Here is a 15,052-nt window from a genome sequence, read left to right as displayed (position 1 = left end):
ATCCTCGCGCGAGAGCCGGATCAGATTTACCCGCTCGGCGCCGGGAATGCCACTCTTCCACCCCCGGCGGCTAGAGCCCCCGGTCCCATTCCGGCTCGGGGCCGAAGCGCTCGGCCAGGAATTCCACGAAGGCGCGAACCTTCGCCGGCGCCTGGCGGCCCGAGGGGAGCATGGCGTGAACGCCGAGTTCCAGGGTGGGAAGCCCGGGCAGGACGCGCACCAGGCTCCCGTCGCGCAGGGCATCGCCCACCAGGAAGGTCGGCTGGTAGATCAGCCCCTGTCCCGCGACCGCCGCCGCCAGCAGGGCATCGCCGTTATTGGCGCGCAGGTTGCCTCTGACCGGAACGACGCGATCCCCCTCGGCGCCGAAGGCCCAGCGGTTCGCCCCGATGGCGCTCGGCAGGGTGTAGCCGAGGCAGTTGTGCCCGGCCAGATCGTCCAGGCTGCGGGGGACGCCGCGGGCTTCCAGATAGGACGGCGCGGCGCAGACGATGGTCCGGCAGGGGGCGAGGCGTCTCGCCACGAGGCTCGAATCCTTGAGCCTGCCGATCCGGATCGCCAGGTCCCAGCCCTCCTCGATCAGGTCCACGTACCGGTCGGCGAGGCCGAGATCGACCTCCACGGCCGGGTAGAGGCGGCTGAACGTGGCAAGGGCCGGGACGATCCGGCGAAAGCCGAAGGTCAGGGGCACGTTGAGGCGCAGGGTCCCGCGGGGCTCGACCCTGTCGAGGCTGGCCGAGGCTTCCGCCTCCTCGATATCGGCCAGGATACGCTCGCAGGAGGCGAGGTAGCTGCGCCCCGCCTCCGTGAGGACGAGCCTGCGGGTCGAGCGGTGCAGCAGCTTCACGCCGAGCCGGCTCTCCAGGGCGACCACATGCTTCGTGACCATGGTCTGGGACAGGTCGAGGGAGCGCGCCGCAGCCGAGAAGCTCCCCAGCGCGGCGACCCGAACGAAAACCTGCATGCCGGTGACGCGGTCGAGCACGGGTGCCTCACTCCCTGGGTGTGAATTGATATTCCAATTGGCGGGATTATCCCATTGATCGAAGGAGGCCACAATACGGGACATTGCTCACACAGGAGATCTTCCATGATCGACACCCGCACCGCTCCCTATGCCGCCCTGATCCTGCGCGTCGCGCTCGGCGGCCTCTTCCTGGCCCATGCCGGGCTCAAGCTCTTCGTCTTCACGCCCGCCGGCACGGCGCAGTTCTTCGGCAGCCTCGGCCTGCCTCCGGCCCTGGCCTACCTGACCATCCTCGCCGAGGTCGTCGGCGGCGTCGCGCTCATCGTCGGCTTCCATGCCCGCTGGGCCGCGCTGGCCCTCGTCCCGGTCCTCGTCGGCGCCATCGTCCTGGTGCACGGCCCCGCCGGCTTCTTCTTTTCCAATCCCAACGGCGGCTGGGAATTCCTGGCGTTCTGGATCGTGGCCCTTCTGGCCCAGGCCCTTCTGGGCGATGGGGCCTATGCCCTGCGCGGCGGATCGGCGACAGTGCCTGGCCGGCTTGCAGCCCGCTCAGCCTGATGGAACAGCCATGACCTCACCTGTCACTCCCCTGGATCCGCCCGTCACCCCGGCGGCGAGGCCCATCGATCCCGGCGTTCGGATCGGGCACGTCCATCTCAAGGTCGCGGATCTCGACCGGGCCCTCGGGTTCTATTGCGGCGTGCTCGGCTTCGAGCTGATGCAACGCTACGGCACCCAGGCCGCCTTCGTCGCGGCGGGCGGGTATCACCACCATATCGGCCTGAACACCTGGGAGAGCCAGGGCGGCTCCCCGCCGCCTCCCGGCACCACCGGCCTCTACCACGTGGCGATCCTCTACCCCACCCGGGCGGCGCTCGCCGATGCGCTCGCCCGGCTGGCCGAGGCGCGCATCCCCCTCGACGGGGCGAGCGACCACGGGGTGAGCGAGGCGCTCTACCTGCGCGATCCGGACGGGAACGGCGTCGAGCTCTACTGGGACCGGCCCCGGGATCTCTGGCCGACATCGCCGGACGGGCACCTGCAGATGGTCACCCGCCGTCTCGACCTGCAGGACCTGCTGGCCGCCCGCGAAGCTTGACGGAACATCCCGGCCGGACACCTTTCGCTTATCGAAAGAGCAAAAGGTGTCCGGTCATGTTGAACGCGTTCAAGCAATTCGCCCTGCGCGGCAATGTGGTCGATCTGGCCATCGGCGTCATCATCGGCGCCGCCTTCAGCAAGATCGTCGATTCCCTGGTCGGCGACATCTTCATGCCCATCATCGGGGCGATCACCGGCGGGCTCGACTTCTCGAACTACTTCACGCCCCTGGCCGAAGGCGTCACGTCCCAGACGCTGGAGCAGGCCAAGACGCAAGGGGCGGTCCTCGCCTGGGGCAGCTTTCTCACCGTCACGCTCAATTTCGTCATCGTGGCCTGGATCCTGTTCCTCGTCGTGAAGGGCATGAACAGGCTGCGGCGGTCCGAGGACGCCAAGACCGGAACCGCCGACAAGCCCCCGGAGGTTCCGGCGGACGTGAAGCTCCTGTCCGAGATCCGCGATCTCCTGAAGCAGGGGCGGACGGCGTGATCCATCACCGGATTCGATGGGTCGTTTCGTTTCTTTTCATGGAACCTGGGTTAGCGCTTGCCTTGGCCCGGCGGGCGCGCCATGCCTGTTCGCCGGCTTGAGGAATTTTCCATGAACGCATCCGTTTCGATCCCGTCCCTTCTGAACCTTCGCCCGGAGGCCGAGCAGGCCCCGACGAGCGGGATCGTCGATGTGGCGAATTACGGCCGCAACCGCGAGGGCATCATTCCGCTCTGGGTCGGGGAGGGCCACCTGCCGACCCCGTCCTTCATCTGCGATGCGGCCACGCGCTCGCTTGCGGCCGGTGAGACCTTCTACACCTATCAGCGCGGCATCCCGGATCTGCGCCAGGCCATCGCCCGGTACCACGAGCGGGTCTACCGCAAGCCCTTCGATCCCGAGCGCTTCTTCGTCACCTCCGGCGGCATGCCGGCGATCCAGATCGCCATCCGCATGCTCACCGGAACCGGCGACGAGGTGCTGATTCCGACCCCGGCCTGGCCCAACTTCGCGGGTGCGATCACGATCGCCGGCGCCCGTCCGGTCGGCGTTCCGATGAACATCGACGAGCACGGCTGGAGCCTCGACTTCGAGCGGCTCGAGAAGGCCATCACGCCCAACACCCGGGTCATCGTCATCAATTCGCCGGCCAACCCGACGGGCTGGACCGCGAGCCACGACGACCTGCGGACCGTGCTCGACATCGCCCGCCGGCACGGGCTCTGGATCATCGCCGACGAGATCTACAGCCGCTTCGTCTACGATCCGGCCCTGACGGTGGACGGGCGCACGCCCTCCTTCCGGGACGTGATGACGGAGGAGGACCGCATCCTCTTCGTGCAGACCTTCTCGAAGAACTGGGCCATGACCGGCTGGCGCCTGGGCTGGCTCGAAGCCTCGCCGGCCCTCGGCCAGATCATCGAGAACCTGGTCCAGTATCAGACCTCCGGAACCCCGGTCTTCATCCAGCGCGCCGGCGTCGCCGCCATCGAGCAGGGCGAGGATTTCCTGGCCTACCAGATCGAGAACGCGCGGGCGGGGCGGGACATCGTGGACCGCCTGGCGGAGACCGGGCTCGTGGAGCTGCCGCCGCCGAGCGGGGCCTTCTATGCCTTCTTCAAGATCCGCGGCGCGACGAACTCGAAGGAGCTCGCCTTCCGGCTCATCGACGAGGCCAATGTGGGCCTCGCGCCGGGCTCCGCCTTCGGCGAGGCCGGGGAGGGATACCTTCGGCTGTGCTACGCCCGCAAGGCCGAGGATCTGGAGGAGGCCGTCCGCCGCATCTCGGCCGCTCTGCCGAAGCTGGTGGCGTAAGCGGTGCCAGCCGCGGGCTTCTTCCCCCGACCCCGGGTCGAGGGAAGGGGCCATAGGTTGATATCTTGATTCAAGATTGACCGTTCGGCGATCCCGACGTGAAGCTCCCGCCGTGCAGAGGGAGCGTCATGCAAAGCGGGCTCGATCATGCTGGAGCGGTCGGAACGATCTCGAGACCTGTGGGCGATGGGCCGGACCGCCCAACCGTTCGCGGCTTTCGGCCCTGCTCAGTTGCCATCATGCGTCTCATCCTCGCTCACCTCGCCCAGATCCTCGTTGCCTGCCTCGGCGGTCTGGCCCTCCACTGGCTCGGGGTTCCGGCCGCATGGCTGTCGGGCGCCGCGGTCGCGACCACGCTCTGGGGGCTGACCGGCTGGGCCGTCTCCATGCCCCGCGCCCTGGCCGATGCGGCCATGCTGGTCTCGGGCGCCGCCATGGGGGCTGCGGTCACGCCGGCAGCGATCGCCGCCATGGGGCGCTATCCGGGCAGCCTCGTCCTGCTGGTCGTCGCCGTCTTTGCGATCTGCGCCGCCTCCACGCTCTGGCTGACCCGGGTCTCCGGCTGGCGCCGGGCGGATGCGGTGCTTGCCTCCGTTCCGGGTGCGCTCTCGACGGTGCTTGCGGTCGCGGCCGACCGCAAGGCCGACGTGGCCTCCATCGCCATTGCGCAGAACCTGCGTCTCTTCGTGCTGATTGCGCTGCTGCCGAGCCTCGTCGTCTTCACCGGAGGAGGAGAGAATATCGGCGCCCTGATCGGCGAGGGGCAGCCGGTCGCGTCGCCTGCCGGCATGGCTGCGGTCCTGTTCGGAGGCCTCGCCCTGGGGGCGGTGTTCAAGGTCCTGAAGGTTGCCGCGCCGGTGCTGCTGGGCGCCACGGTCGTGAGCACCCTGAGCCACGCCACGGAGGCGGTGACGGGGGTCATTCCCCCGGTGATCGCGACGGGAGGCCTAGTGCTCATCGGCATCTTCATCGCCGAGCGCTTCCGCACCATCCAGCGCTCGACCCTGCGGCGGGCGCTGACGGCGGCGCTCGGCTCCTTCCTAGTCGGCATGGCCGTCGCGACGCTCTTCGCCGCGCTCGCCGCCCTGCTCGCGGGCGTGAGCTTCGCCGACAGCCTCGTGGCCTTCGCGCCGGGAGGGCTCGAAGCCATGACGGTGCTGGCTCTCGTCCTGGGGCTCGATCCGCTTTACGTCGGCATCCACCACCTCGTCCGCTTCCTCGGCATCGGCCTCGTCCTGCCCTTCGTGATCTCCTGGCTGCAGAAGGGCGGCACGCCGAAGGCGCGGTAGGGCTCAGGCCTTCTCGTTGCGCAGGCGCTCGACGGCCTCCATGCGGGGCTTCGCCGTCTCCCACAGGCGCTTCGTGACGGCGGCGACGACGGCCTCGGTCAGCAGGAGAAGGCCTGCCGAGGAATCCCAGTTCGACGGCGCGACCACATGGGCGGGCAGCACGTGCCGCGCCACGCGGGCGATGGGCGACAGCCACGGATCCGTCAGCAGGACCACCGTCGCGCCCTGCTTCGCGGCCGTCTCGCACAGGGCGATCACGTCCTCCTGGTAGCGCCGGATGTCGAAGGCCACGATCACGTCCCTGCGGCCGATCTCGATCATCCGGTCGCGCCAGAGGGCCGACTGCCCCTCGATGTAGTCCACGTGGCTGCGCACGATCCGGAAATGGCTCTCCGCATAGCGCGCCAGCGCTCCGGTGAAGCGCCCGCCCGTGAAATGGATGTGGCGGCGCGAATCACTGAGCAGAGTGACGACCGCGTCGAATTCGGCGGGGGCGATGTTCTCCACCGTCGCCCGCAGGTTTCCGATCACTGCGTCGGCGAACGAGGACAGGGCCGGGGCGCCCTGGCCCTTGTCGGAGGGGCTCGCCTTGGCCAGCGGGGACAGGAGCTGCGCCTCCAGCTCCTCCCGCAGGTGCTTCTGGAAGTCCGGAAAGCCGCCGAACCCGAGCCGGGTGACGAACCGAAGGACGGAGGGCGCGGAAATCCCGGCCCGGGCGGCGAATTCCGCCACCGTGTCGAGGCCCGCGAAGGGATAGTGGCTCAAGAGGAGATGGGCGGCGCGCTTCTCGCTCGGCGTGAAGGCATCCATCTCGTGCCGGATGCGCTCGGCGAGGCTCGGCTGATCGGCGGGAGAGTTGCTTCGTGACTTGCCCATTCCCGAACGATCCACAGCCCCGCCTTGACGCCCTGCGAAAGCTGTATCAGAAATTTCAGAATCGGAAAAACAAGAATGAACGTATCAAACGTTCAAAAGGGGTTACAGGCTTGCGTCCCGCAAGCGAACGGAGGACCGCATGGCGCATGCGAGCCGGATGCCCGTGGATGCAGAGCCTGAGGTCGAGGCTCAGGAGCCTGTGGCTCGCATCGAGAACGCGCAGGGCCGGTCTCCCCTCCTCCTGATCTGCGAACACGCGTCCAATCGCCTTCCCCCGCGCTACGGCAGCCTCGGGCTCGGCCCGGAGGAACTCGAGAGCCATATCGCCTGGGATCCGGGCGCGCTCGGCGTGGCCCGGGAGCTGTCCCGGCTCCTCGACGCCCCGCTGATCCACGCGACCGTGTCGCGCCTGGTGCTGGATCTAAACCGCGATCCCTCGGCGCCCGATTCCATCTGGACCCTGAGCGAGCGCACCACGATCCCCGGCAATCTCGATCTCGACCCCACGGAGCGGGCCCGGCGCGTCCGGGAGGTCTACGACGCCTTCCACGGGGCGGTCGATGCTTTCGCCGATGCCCGCAAGGCGGCCGGGCAGGTGGGGGCGGTCGTGTCGATCCATTCCTTCACGCCGACCTACCGCGACGTCGAGCGGCCCTGGGAAATCGGCCTCATCTTCGACCGGGACGAGCGCTTCGCGCGCAGCGTGGAAGCCGGTCTCCGGCAGGATGAGGCGCTGATCCTGGGCATGAACCAACCCTATTCACCGGCGGACCGGGTGTTCCACACCCTCGAACGCCATGCGGAGAGGCGCGGACTCGCGCCCCTGATGATCGAGATCCGCAACGACCTGATCCGCACGGAAGACGGACAGGCGGCGTGGGCTAGACGTCTTGCACCCTTGTTGAGGGAGGGGGCGCGGACGCTGTGACGACGACCATGGCGCGAGGTGTGCCATGGCTCCAGAGGCAGACTATTCTTGGAGGAAGAGTTATGTCAGTCGGACAAGAGAGTACGGGCGTTCCCGCCCCGCCGCTCGGCACGCAGAGCGTCGCCGGCATCACCTACACCACCGTTGACCAAACCTATTTCGAGGCACGGCGTCTCAAGCGTCACGCCCGCGTCTGGTCGCTCTGGGCGCTCGGCGTCGGGGCGGTGATCTCGGGGCATTATTCCGGTTGGAATCTCGGCCTGACGCAGGGCTTCGGCTCGATGTTCTTCGCGACCATCATCATCGCGATCATGTATCTCGGCCTGACCTTCTCGCTGGCCGAGATGTCCCCGGCGCTCCCCCACACGGGCGGCGCCTATTCCTTCGCTCGGACCTCCATGGGGCCCTGGGCCGGATACATCACGGGAATCGCGGAGAACATCGAGTTCGTGCTGACCCCGGCCGTGATCGTGTTCTTCATCAGCTCGTATCTCTCCGCGATCTTCGAAACGGCGCCGGCCTTCCAGCCCGTCTACTGGGTCCTGTGCTATGCGCTCTTCGTGGGGCTCAACATCGTCGGCGTCGAACTCTCGTTCAAGGTGACGGTGACGGTGACCCTGATGGCGCTCGCGGTGCTCGCGGCCTTCTACGTCTCGGTGCTGTTCTCGGGCCAGCTGGACTTCTCCCGCTGGGCGCTGAACATCGGGGCCGACGGCGCCGAGCTGCCCGAAGGAAACGGGCCGTTCCTGCCCATGGGGATCGGCGGCATCTTCGCGGCGCTTCCCTTCGCGGTATGGCTGTTCCTCGCCATCGAGCAGCTGCCCCTGGCGGCGGAGGAATCCCACGATCCGCAGCGGGACATGCCGAAGGGCATCATCGCGGGCATCCTCACGCTCATCGTCTCGGCCTTCCTCGTGGTCTTCCTGAACACGAGCATCGCGCCGGGCGCGGCGGGCCTGGCCAAATCGGGCGAGCCGCTGCTGGACGGGTTCCGCACCCTCTTCGGCTCTGACATCGCGAAGATCCTCGCCGCCATCGCGGTGATCGGCCTCATCGCGTCGTTCCACACCATCATCTTCGCCTTCGGGCGGCAGATCTACTCGCTCTCGCGGGCGGGCTACTTCCCGAGCTTCCTCTCCATCACCCACGGCGAGCGCAAGACGCCGCACGTGGCGCTGATCGCGGGCGCCGTGGTCGGCCTCCTGGTGATGCTGATCATCTGGTTCTCGGTCGGTGCCGAAGCGGGCGCGAACGTGATCGGCGGGACGCTGCTCAACATGGCGGTGGCCGGCGCGATGCTCGCCTACTTCATGCAGGGCATGTCCTACATCGTCCTGAAGAGGAAGTTCCCCGAGATCCACCGGCCCTACAAGAGCCCGTTCGGGGTCGCCGGCGCGGCGATCTGCATGATCATCGCGGCGATCACGCTCTACTTCCAGTTCGCGGATCCGGTGTTCCGGGTTGGCGTGATGGGCGTGGCGATCTACTACGCCGTCATGATGACCTACTTCCTGGTCCACGGGCGCCACAAGCTCATCCTCTCGCCGGAGGAGGAGTTCGCCCTCACCAAGGGTAGGGGCGAGTACAAGTCCTACTGACAAGATCGTGGGAGCGCGCACGTCGCGCGCTCCCTTCTCCCTCACCTTCAGGTTCTCCCCGCATGGATTCTCCCAAGATCAAGACGGCCGCCGATGCAGCGGCTTACGTGCGCAGCCGCGACCTGCCGTTCGTGAAGGTCGGCATCACCGATGTCGACGGCATCATGCGCGGCAAGTACATGGCGCGCGACAAGTTCGAATCCGCCCTCGAGAAAGGCTTCGGCTTCTGCGACGTGGTGCTGGGCTGGGACTCGAACGATCAGCTCTACGACAACACGAAGCTGACAGGCTGGCACACCGCCTATCCGGACGCGCCGGTGCGGGTGCTGCCCGAGAGCATGCGGCTCATTCCTTTCGAAAACGATCTGCCGTTCTTCCTGTCCGAGTTCGACGGCTATGCGGAGGATGCGTGCCCGCGCGGCGTGCTGCGGCGGGTTCTGAGGAAGGCGGAGGATATGGGCTTCGCCGTATCCGCGGCCGCGGAATTCGAGTTCTTCCTCTTCGAGGAGACGCCCCATTCCGTGCGCGAGAAGAACTACCGGGACCTCAAGAACATCACGCCGGGCTTCTTCGGCTATTCCGTGCTGCGCTCCGGCGTTCACGCCGACTTCTACCATGAGCTCCTCGACCTCGCGAACAAGATGGATTTCGAGATCGAGGGCCTGCACACGGAGACCGGACCGGGCGTGCTGGAGGCCGCGATCCGCGTCGACGACGCCCTGAAGGCGGCGGACAAGGCGGTTCTGTTCAAGACCTTCACCAAGATCCTGGCGCAACGCCGCGGCTGGATGGCGACGTTCATGGCCAAGTGGTCCCGCGACTGGCCGGGCCAGTCGGGCCACCTGCATGCATCCCTGCGCGACATCGAGACCGGCAAGGGCGCCTTCTACGATGCGGATGCGCCGCATTCCATGTCGGACACCATGCGCTGGTTCGTGGGCGGCCAGCAGCAGCTGATGCCCGAGCTCCTCGCCATGGTGGCCTGCACGGTGAACAGCTACACCCGGCTCATTCCCGGCTTCTGGGCGCCGACGGACGCGGCCTGGGGCGTGGAGAACCGCACCACGGCGCTGCGCGTCATCCCGGGATCCGAGAAATCCCAGCGGGTCGAGTACCGGGTCGCCGCGGCCGACATCAACCCCTATATCGCGCTCGCGGCCGCCATCGGCTCGGGGCTGTGGGGCATCGAGAACAGGATCGAGCCCGGCGAGCCGATCCAGGGCAATGCCTACGAGGTGAAGCACCCCGCGGAGCGGGCCCTGCCGCGCTCGCTGGGCGAGGCGGCCGAGCGGCTGAAAGGGTCGCAGGCGGCGCGCCAGCTCTTCGGCGATACTTTCGTTGACCATTACGCGGCAACGCGCGAATGGGAGGAGCGTGAGGCCCGCAAGGCCATCACCGACTGGCAGCTCGCCCGCTATTTCGAGATCATCTGAAGCAGGACCATGGCCGACACCGATATCGTCTGCATTTCCCCGATCGACGGGCGCGAACTCGTTCGCCGGCCGATCATGTCCGAGGCCGCCATCGATGCCGCCGTCACCGCGGCCCGCGAGGCGCAAAGGGAGTGGCGCAACGCGCCCCTGCCGGAGCGCGCCAGGAAGGTGGAGGCCTTCCTCGATGCGCTGCTCGCCATGAACCAGGAGGTGGTGCCCGAGATCGCCCAGATGATGGGCCGTCCCGTGCGCTACGGCGGCGAGTTCCGCGGGGTCGAGGAGCGGGCGCGCTACATGATCCGCATCGCGGAACAGAGTCTCAGGCCCATTCCCGCCGACGACGAGAAGCCGGGCTTCCGCCGCATGATCAAGCGCGAGCCGGTGGGGCTCGTTCTCGTCATCGCCCCCTGGAACTATCCGTATCTCACGGCCATCAACACCATCGTGCCGGCCCTCATGGCCGGAAATGCGGTGCTCCTCAAGCACGCCTCGCAGACCCTGCTCGCGGGCGAGCGCTTCCAGATGGCGATGGACCGCGCCGGAATGCCCAAGGGCCTGTTCCAGAACCTCGTGCTGAGCCACGACCAGACGAGCCGCATCCTGGGCGCAGGACTCGTGGATCACTGCAACTTCACCGGCTCCGTCTCCGGCGGGCGCTCCATCGAGCGCGCGGCGGCGGGCACCTTCACGTCGCTCGGGCTCGAGCTCGGCGGCAAGGATCCGGCCTATGTGCGCGAGGATGCCGATATCGACCACGCCATCGAGAATCTCGTGGACGGCGCGTTCTTCAACTCGGGTCAGTGCTGCTGCGGCATCGAGCGGATCTACGTGCACGAGAAGCATTACGATCGATTCGTGGAGGGCGCGGTCGACCTCGTGAACAAGTACGTTCTCGGCAATCCCCTGGAGGAGGCGACGACCCTGGGGCCGATGGCGCACAAGCGCTTCGCCGATCTCGTGCGCCGGCAGAATGCGGAAGCGGTGGCCAGGGGCGCCAAGGCGCATATCGACCCCAAGGCCTTCCCGGCGGATGTGGGCGACACCGCCTATCTCGCGCCGCAGGTGCTGACCGGCGTGGACCATTCCATGAGCGTGATGCGCGACGAGAGCTTCGGACCGACCGTCGGCATCATGAAGGTCGCGGGCGACCAGGAGGCGATCCGTCTCATGAACGACTCGCCCTACGGCCTGTCCGCCGCCATCTGGACCTCGGACGTCGATGCGGCTGAAGCCATCGGCGACCGGCTTGAAACCGGCACCGTGTTCATGAACCGCTGCGACTATCTCGATCCCGCTCTCGCCTGGACCGGCGTGAAGGATACCGGCCGCGGCGCGAGCCTGTCGCGGCTGGCCTACGAGTCGCTCACCCGTCCCAAATCCTACCACCTGCGCCACGCGCTTTGAGTTCAACGATGACCGCTTCTCCTCGCTCGAATTGGAACTACCCGACCCCGGTGCGCTTCGGCGCCGGCCGCATCTCGGAGCTGGCCGAGGCCTGCCGCGCGGTGGGCATGTCGGCCCCGCTCGTGGTCACCGACCCGTTCCTGGCGACGCAGCCGATGACGAAGGCCGCGCTCGACCAGCTCACCGCCGCCGGCCTCAAGGCGGCGATCTTCTCGGACATCAAGCCGAACCCGGTCGAGACGAACGTCTACAAGGGGCTCGAAGCCCTCAAGGCCGGCAGCCATGACGGCGTGGTCGCCTTCGGGGGCGGCTCCGCCCTCGATGCCGGCAAGGTCATCGCGTTCATGGCGGGCCAGACCCGTCCCATGTGGGACTTCGAGGATATCGGCGATTGGTGGACCCGCGCAGATCCCAAGGGCATCCTGCCGATCATCGCGGTGCCGACCACGGCGGGCACCGGTTCGGAAGTGGGCCGCGCCGGCGTGATCACGCAGGAGGCCACGCATACCAAGAAGGTGATCTTCCATCCGCTGATGATGCCGAAGATCGTGATCTGCGACCCCGAGCTCACCGTGGGGATGCCGCCCCACATCACGGCCGGCACCGGCCTCGATGCGCTCGCCCACTGCATCGAAGCCTATTGCGCGCCCGGCTACCATCCGATGGCGGACGGCATCGCGGTCGAAGGCATCCGCCTCGTGAAGGAATACCTGCCTCGCGCCTACAAGGACGGCAAGGACATCGAGGCCCGCGCCAACATGATGTCGGCCGCCGCCATGGGCGCCACCGCCTTCCAGAAGGGGCTGGGCGCCATCCACGCCCTGTCGCATCCGGCGGGCGCGCTCTACGACACCCATCACGGCCTCACCAACGCGGTCTTCATGCCCTACGTGCTGGTCTACAACCGTGAGGCCATCGAAGCGAAGATCGAGCGGCTCGCCGCCTATCTGGGGCTGGAGCCGTCGTTCCAGGCCTTCCTCGACTGGGTGTTGAAGCTGCGCAAGGATCTCGGCGTGCCGCACACGCTGGAGGGCATCAAGATCGACAGCGCCCGCTTCGACGAGATGTCCGCCATGGCTCCGGACGATCCGACGGCTGGCGGCAATCCGGTGCCGATCACGAGGGAGAGCGCCCGCAAGCTCTACGAGAACGCGCTGGCGGGACGCGTCTGACACGCTCCTGAGGCTGCATAACAGACGGCACCGTCGGCGTCGGCGGTGCCGTTTTTTTCGAGCGGATCAGCCCCGCATCGGCTTCAGCGCCTCGGCCCAGCGGTGGAGTTCGTCCAGCATCGGCTTCACGGATCTCTCGACCAGCTCGTTGGGCCTGAAGTTCTTCTCCTCGTCGAGGAACTGGGCATAGTTCGGGATCGGAATGCCCTCCGTCATCGGCATCATCTTGAGCGCCGTCACCACCTGTTTTGACATCTGGACCGAACGAAGTCCGCCCGAGACGCCGCCATAGCTGACGAAGCCCGCAGGCTTGTAGTTCCACTCCTTGTAGACGTAGTTCAGGGCGTTCAGGAGGGACGGCGGCGAGCCGTAATTGTATTCCGGCGTCACGAACACGAAGGCATCGGCGGCGTGAACGCTGGCGCTCCAGGCCTTCGTATGGTCATGCTCGTATTTCTGCAGCCGCGGATGATGGGGCTCGTCCAGGAGCGGCAGGTCGAAATCGGCGAGGTCCACCAGCACCGGCTCGAACTTCCCATGCTCTGCAGCCTTTGCATGAAACCACTCGGCGATCATGGGCCCGGCCCGGCCGGGGCGCGTGCTGCAGATGATGGTGTGAAGCTTGAGCGTCATCGGTTTTCCTGAATTTGCGTCCGAGAGGAGGAGATTCCAGGTCCGCCTTGCAACAATGCTTCGTCGAACTCGGTTTCGCCATAGGCTTCAAGGGCACTTTTCAGCGCCCAGACCGTGGTCCAACTCGGAGAAGGTCCGAACCGTTTCAACGAAATCGCAAGCGTGTTGCTGACGGGTGGGCTGCAATGGCGCCCGGAAAGGCCGTGCCGGGCACGGCCACCGAGCGACAATGGATGCGTGTCGTTCAGGCTGCCACCCGGCGCTCCAGAATCTCCCAGAGGGCCGGGTCGTGGAAATCCGCGATGGACCGGTCGGCCCCGAAGCCCTTCATCTCCTCGGCCGTCAGGCCGGTGAGGACACCGAAGGAGAAGAGGCCGGCGGCCTTGGCCGCCTTCATGCCTGAAGGGGAATCCTCGAAGGCGATGGCTTCCTCCGGGCCAAGCCCCAGCCTCCGGAGGGCGGTGAGATAGGGCAGGGGGTCGGGTTTGCCGCGCTCCACCTCCTCGATGGTGATCTTGACGGAGAAGCGCTGGGCCAGCCCCAGCACGTCGAGCATGTGGGTGGCGTTGAGAACCGGGGCATTGGTGACGAGGGCGATCCCGATCCCGCGCGCCTCGGCCCAGTCGAGGAGATCGACCAAGCCGTCCAGGGGCTTGAGGTCCAGGGCCATGCGGCGGAAGGCGGCCTCCTTGCGGTCGGCGAAGGCCACATGTTCCTCCACCGTCCGGTGGGGCAGCAGGGACGCGAAAATCGCCTCGTTGGTCCGGCCGATGATGGAGGAGCGGTACAGTTCCTCGTCGATCACGACGCCTTCCGGCCCCAGGATCTCGGCGAAGGCCTCCAGATGCGTCGGATCGCTGTGCACCAGAGTGCCGTCCATGTCGAAAATCAGAGCTTTGAGCATCGTCGTCCCGTCAGTCGCGTTGGGGCCATCCGTGCGGACGGCCGAGCTTGTTCGAGGCCCCTGTTGGAATCCCGCCTCTGCCTTATAGATAAATCGCCAGCCGATAAACCGTTACCGAGCGTCGCCCTTGCCTATCGCCCAGGACATTCCCCGCCCGCCACGCGAGTTCCCCCCATGCGGGTGATCGAAAAGCTGAGGGCTCTCTACGAGGGCGACACGCCCGAGGCGCATCGCTTCCGTTACGGCCTGCTGGTTTTCGACCTGACGACGATCCTCTTCATCGTCGTCTCCTCCTTCCTCCCCCGCACGATCGTGCTGGAGGTGGTCGATGTGGTCATCGGCCTCATCGTGCTGGCCGATTTCTCCGCCCGCATCGCCATCAGCCGCAACCGGTGGAAGGACTTCGCGCATCCCGTCACCCTGGCCGACGTGGCTGCCATCGTGTCGTTCCTCGCGCCCGTCGCGGGGGAGGGCATCGGATTCCTGCGCATCCTCCGCACGGTCAGGCTCCTGCGCACCTATCAGTTGCTCGTGCGCCTGCGCGCCGACAGTCCTTTCTTCCGCCGGAACGAGGACCTGATCGTCGCGACGGTCAATCTGGGGGTGTTCATCTTCATCATGACGGGCTTCGTCTACGAGACGCAGCATTGGTCGAACCCGAAGATCGGCAACTACGTCGACGCGCTTTATTTCACCATCGCGGCTTTGACCACGACGGGCTTCGGCGACATCACCCTCACCGGAACCCTCGGGCACCTGCTGTCCGTGGCCATCATGATCTTCGGCGTGACCCTGTTCCTGCGGCTGGTCCAGGTATTGTTGCGGCCCAACAAGGTGCGCCACCCTTGCCCCGTCTGCGGATTGCTGCGGCACGACAGGGATGCGGTCCATTGCAAGGCGTGCGGAACGATCCTCAACATTCCGGACGAGGGAGCGGTCTGACC

The 15,052-nt window shown here is 66.9% G+C and carries 15 protein-coding genes; 11 read left to right on the top strand and 4 right to left on the bottom strand.

What is annotated here, in order from left to right:
* Positions 1 to 70 precede the first annotated feature (70 nt).
* Positions 71 to 985: a LysR family transcriptional regulator gene (locus tag LGR44_RS10415; RefSeq protein WP_226740079.1), complete on the bottom strand. Its 915-nt coding sequence runs from the start codon at positions 983 to 985 to the stop codon at positions 71 to 73.
* A 105-nt stretch (positions 986 to 1,090) separates the two neighbouring features.
* Between LGR44_RS10415 and LGR44_RS10410 the strand changes: the two genes are divergently transcribed.
* From LGR44_RS10410 to LGR44_RS10390, 5 genes are all read left to right on the top strand, one after another.
* Positions 1,091 to 1,525, top strand: coding sequence for a DoxX family protein (locus tag LGR44_RS10410; protein WP_226740077.1), 435 nt, complete (start codon positions 1,091 to 1,093; stop codon positions 1,523 to 1,525).
* 10 nt (positions 1,526 to 1,535) lie between these two features.
* The gene (locus LGR44_RS10405; protein ID WP_226740075.1) at positions 1,536 to 2,066 is read left to right on the top strand and encodes a VOC family protein; all 531 of its coding nucleotides are present in this window, start codon (positions 1,536 to 1,538) and stop codon (positions 2,064 to 2,066) included.
* A 56-nt stretch (positions 2,067 to 2,122) separates the two neighbouring features.
* Complete coding sequence (mscL, locus tag LGR44_RS10400) at positions 2,123 to 2,557, top strand: large conductance mechanosensitive channel protein MscL (protein WP_226740073.1); 435 nt, start codon at positions 2,123 to 2,125, stop codon at positions 2,555 to 2,557.
* Between the two features lie 111 nt (positions 2,558 to 2,668).
* Positions 2,669 to 3,871: a pyridoxal phosphate-dependent aminotransferase gene (locus LGR44_RS10395; RefSeq protein ID WP_226740071.1), complete on the top strand. Its 1,203-nt coding sequence runs from the start codon at positions 2,669 to 2,671 to the stop codon at positions 3,869 to 3,871.
* A gap of 239 nt (positions 3,872 to 4,110) precedes the next feature.
* Complete coding sequence (locus tag LGR44_RS10390; protein ID WP_226740069.1) at positions 4,111 to 5,160, top strand: AbrB family transcriptional regulator; 1,050 nt, start codon at positions 4,111 to 4,113, stop codon at positions 5,158 to 5,160.
* A gap of 3 nt (positions 5,161 to 5,163) precedes the next feature.
* On the opposite strand, the gene LGR44_RS10385 is transcribed toward LGR44_RS10390, so the two are convergent.
* Complete coding sequence (locus LGR44_RS10385; RefSeq protein WP_226740067.1) at positions 5,164 to 6,036, bottom strand: MurR/RpiR family transcriptional regulator; 873 nt, start codon at positions 6,034 to 6,036, stop codon at positions 5,164 to 5,166.
* Between the two features lie 157 nt (positions 6,037 to 6,193).
* Here LGR44_RS10385 and LGR44_RS10380 point away from each other — a divergent pair, with 157 nt between their 5' ends.
* The 5 genes from LGR44_RS10380 to LGR44_RS10360 all read left to right on the top strand — a co-directional run bounded on the left by LGR44_RS10380 (position 6,194) and on the right by LGR44_RS10360 (position 12,571).
* Positions 6,194 to 6,964, top strand: a complete 771-nt coding sequence (locus LGR44_RS10380) for an N-formylglutamate amidohydrolase (RefSeq protein WP_404809918.1) — start codon at positions 6,194 to 6,196, stop codon at positions 6,962 to 6,964.
* 62 nt (positions 6,965 to 7,026) lie between these two features.
* On the top strand, positions 7,027 to 8,562 hold the full coding sequence (locus tag LGR44_RS10375) for an amino acid permease (RefSeq protein WP_226740063.1): 1,536 nt from the start codon (positions 7,027 to 7,029) through the stop codon (positions 8,560 to 8,562).
* 62 nt (positions 8,563 to 8,624) lie between these two features.
* Positions 8,625 to 9,995, top strand: a complete 1,371-nt coding sequence (locus tag LGR44_RS10370) for a glutamine synthetase family protein (protein WP_226740061.1) — start codon at positions 8,625 to 8,627, stop codon at positions 9,993 to 9,995.
* A 9-nt stretch (positions 9,996 to 10,004) separates the two neighbouring features.
* Positions 10,005 to 11,399, top strand: a complete 1,395-nt coding sequence (locus tag LGR44_RS10365) for an aldehyde dehydrogenase family protein (protein WP_226740058.1) — start codon at positions 10,005 to 10,007, stop codon at positions 11,397 to 11,399.
* An 8-nt stretch (positions 11,400 to 11,407) separates the two neighbouring features.
* Positions 11,408 to 12,571 (top strand): iron-containing alcohol dehydrogenase, encoded by a 1,164-nt coding sequence (locus LGR44_RS10360; protein ID WP_226740057.1) that lies wholly within the window; start codon positions 11,408 to 11,410, stop codon positions 12,569 to 12,571.
* Positions 12,572 to 12,637: 66 nt separating this feature from the next.
* Here LGR44_RS10360 and LGR44_RS10355 read toward each other — a convergent pair whose 3' ends face one another.
* Together LGR44_RS10355 and LGR44_RS10350 are read right to left on the bottom strand one after the other, a co-directional pair.
* Positions 12,638 to 13,204 (bottom strand): NADPH-dependent FMN reductase, encoded by a 567-nt coding sequence (locus tag LGR44_RS10355; protein ID WP_226740055.1) that lies wholly within the window; start codon positions 13,202 to 13,204, stop codon positions 12,638 to 12,640.
* Positions 13,205 to 13,448: 244 nt separating this feature from the next.
* A complete protein-coding gene (locus tag LGR44_RS10350) occupies positions 13,449 to 14,108 on the bottom strand; it encodes an HAD family hydrolase (RefSeq protein ID WP_226740053.1) in 660 nt (219 codons plus the stop codon).
* Positions 14,109 to 14,282: 174 nt separating this feature from the next.
* Between LGR44_RS10350 and LGR44_RS10345 the strand changes: the two genes are divergently transcribed.
* Positions 14,283 to 15,050, top strand: coding sequence for an ion transporter (locus LGR44_RS10345; RefSeq protein WP_226740050.1), 768 nt, complete (start codon positions 14,283 to 14,285; stop codon positions 15,048 to 15,050).
* Positions 15,051 to 15,052: the final 2 nt, after the last annotated feature.

The sequence above is a fragment of the Microvirga lenta genome (genome assembly GCF_020532555.1).
In the GTDB taxonomy this organism is placed as follows: domain Bacteria; phylum Pseudomonadota; class Alphaproteobacteria; order Rhizobiales; family Beijerinckiaceae; genus Microvirga; species Microvirga lenta.
Note: the sequence above shows the minus strand (reverse complement) of the source record. Positions and strands in the feature narration are given on the sequence as shown.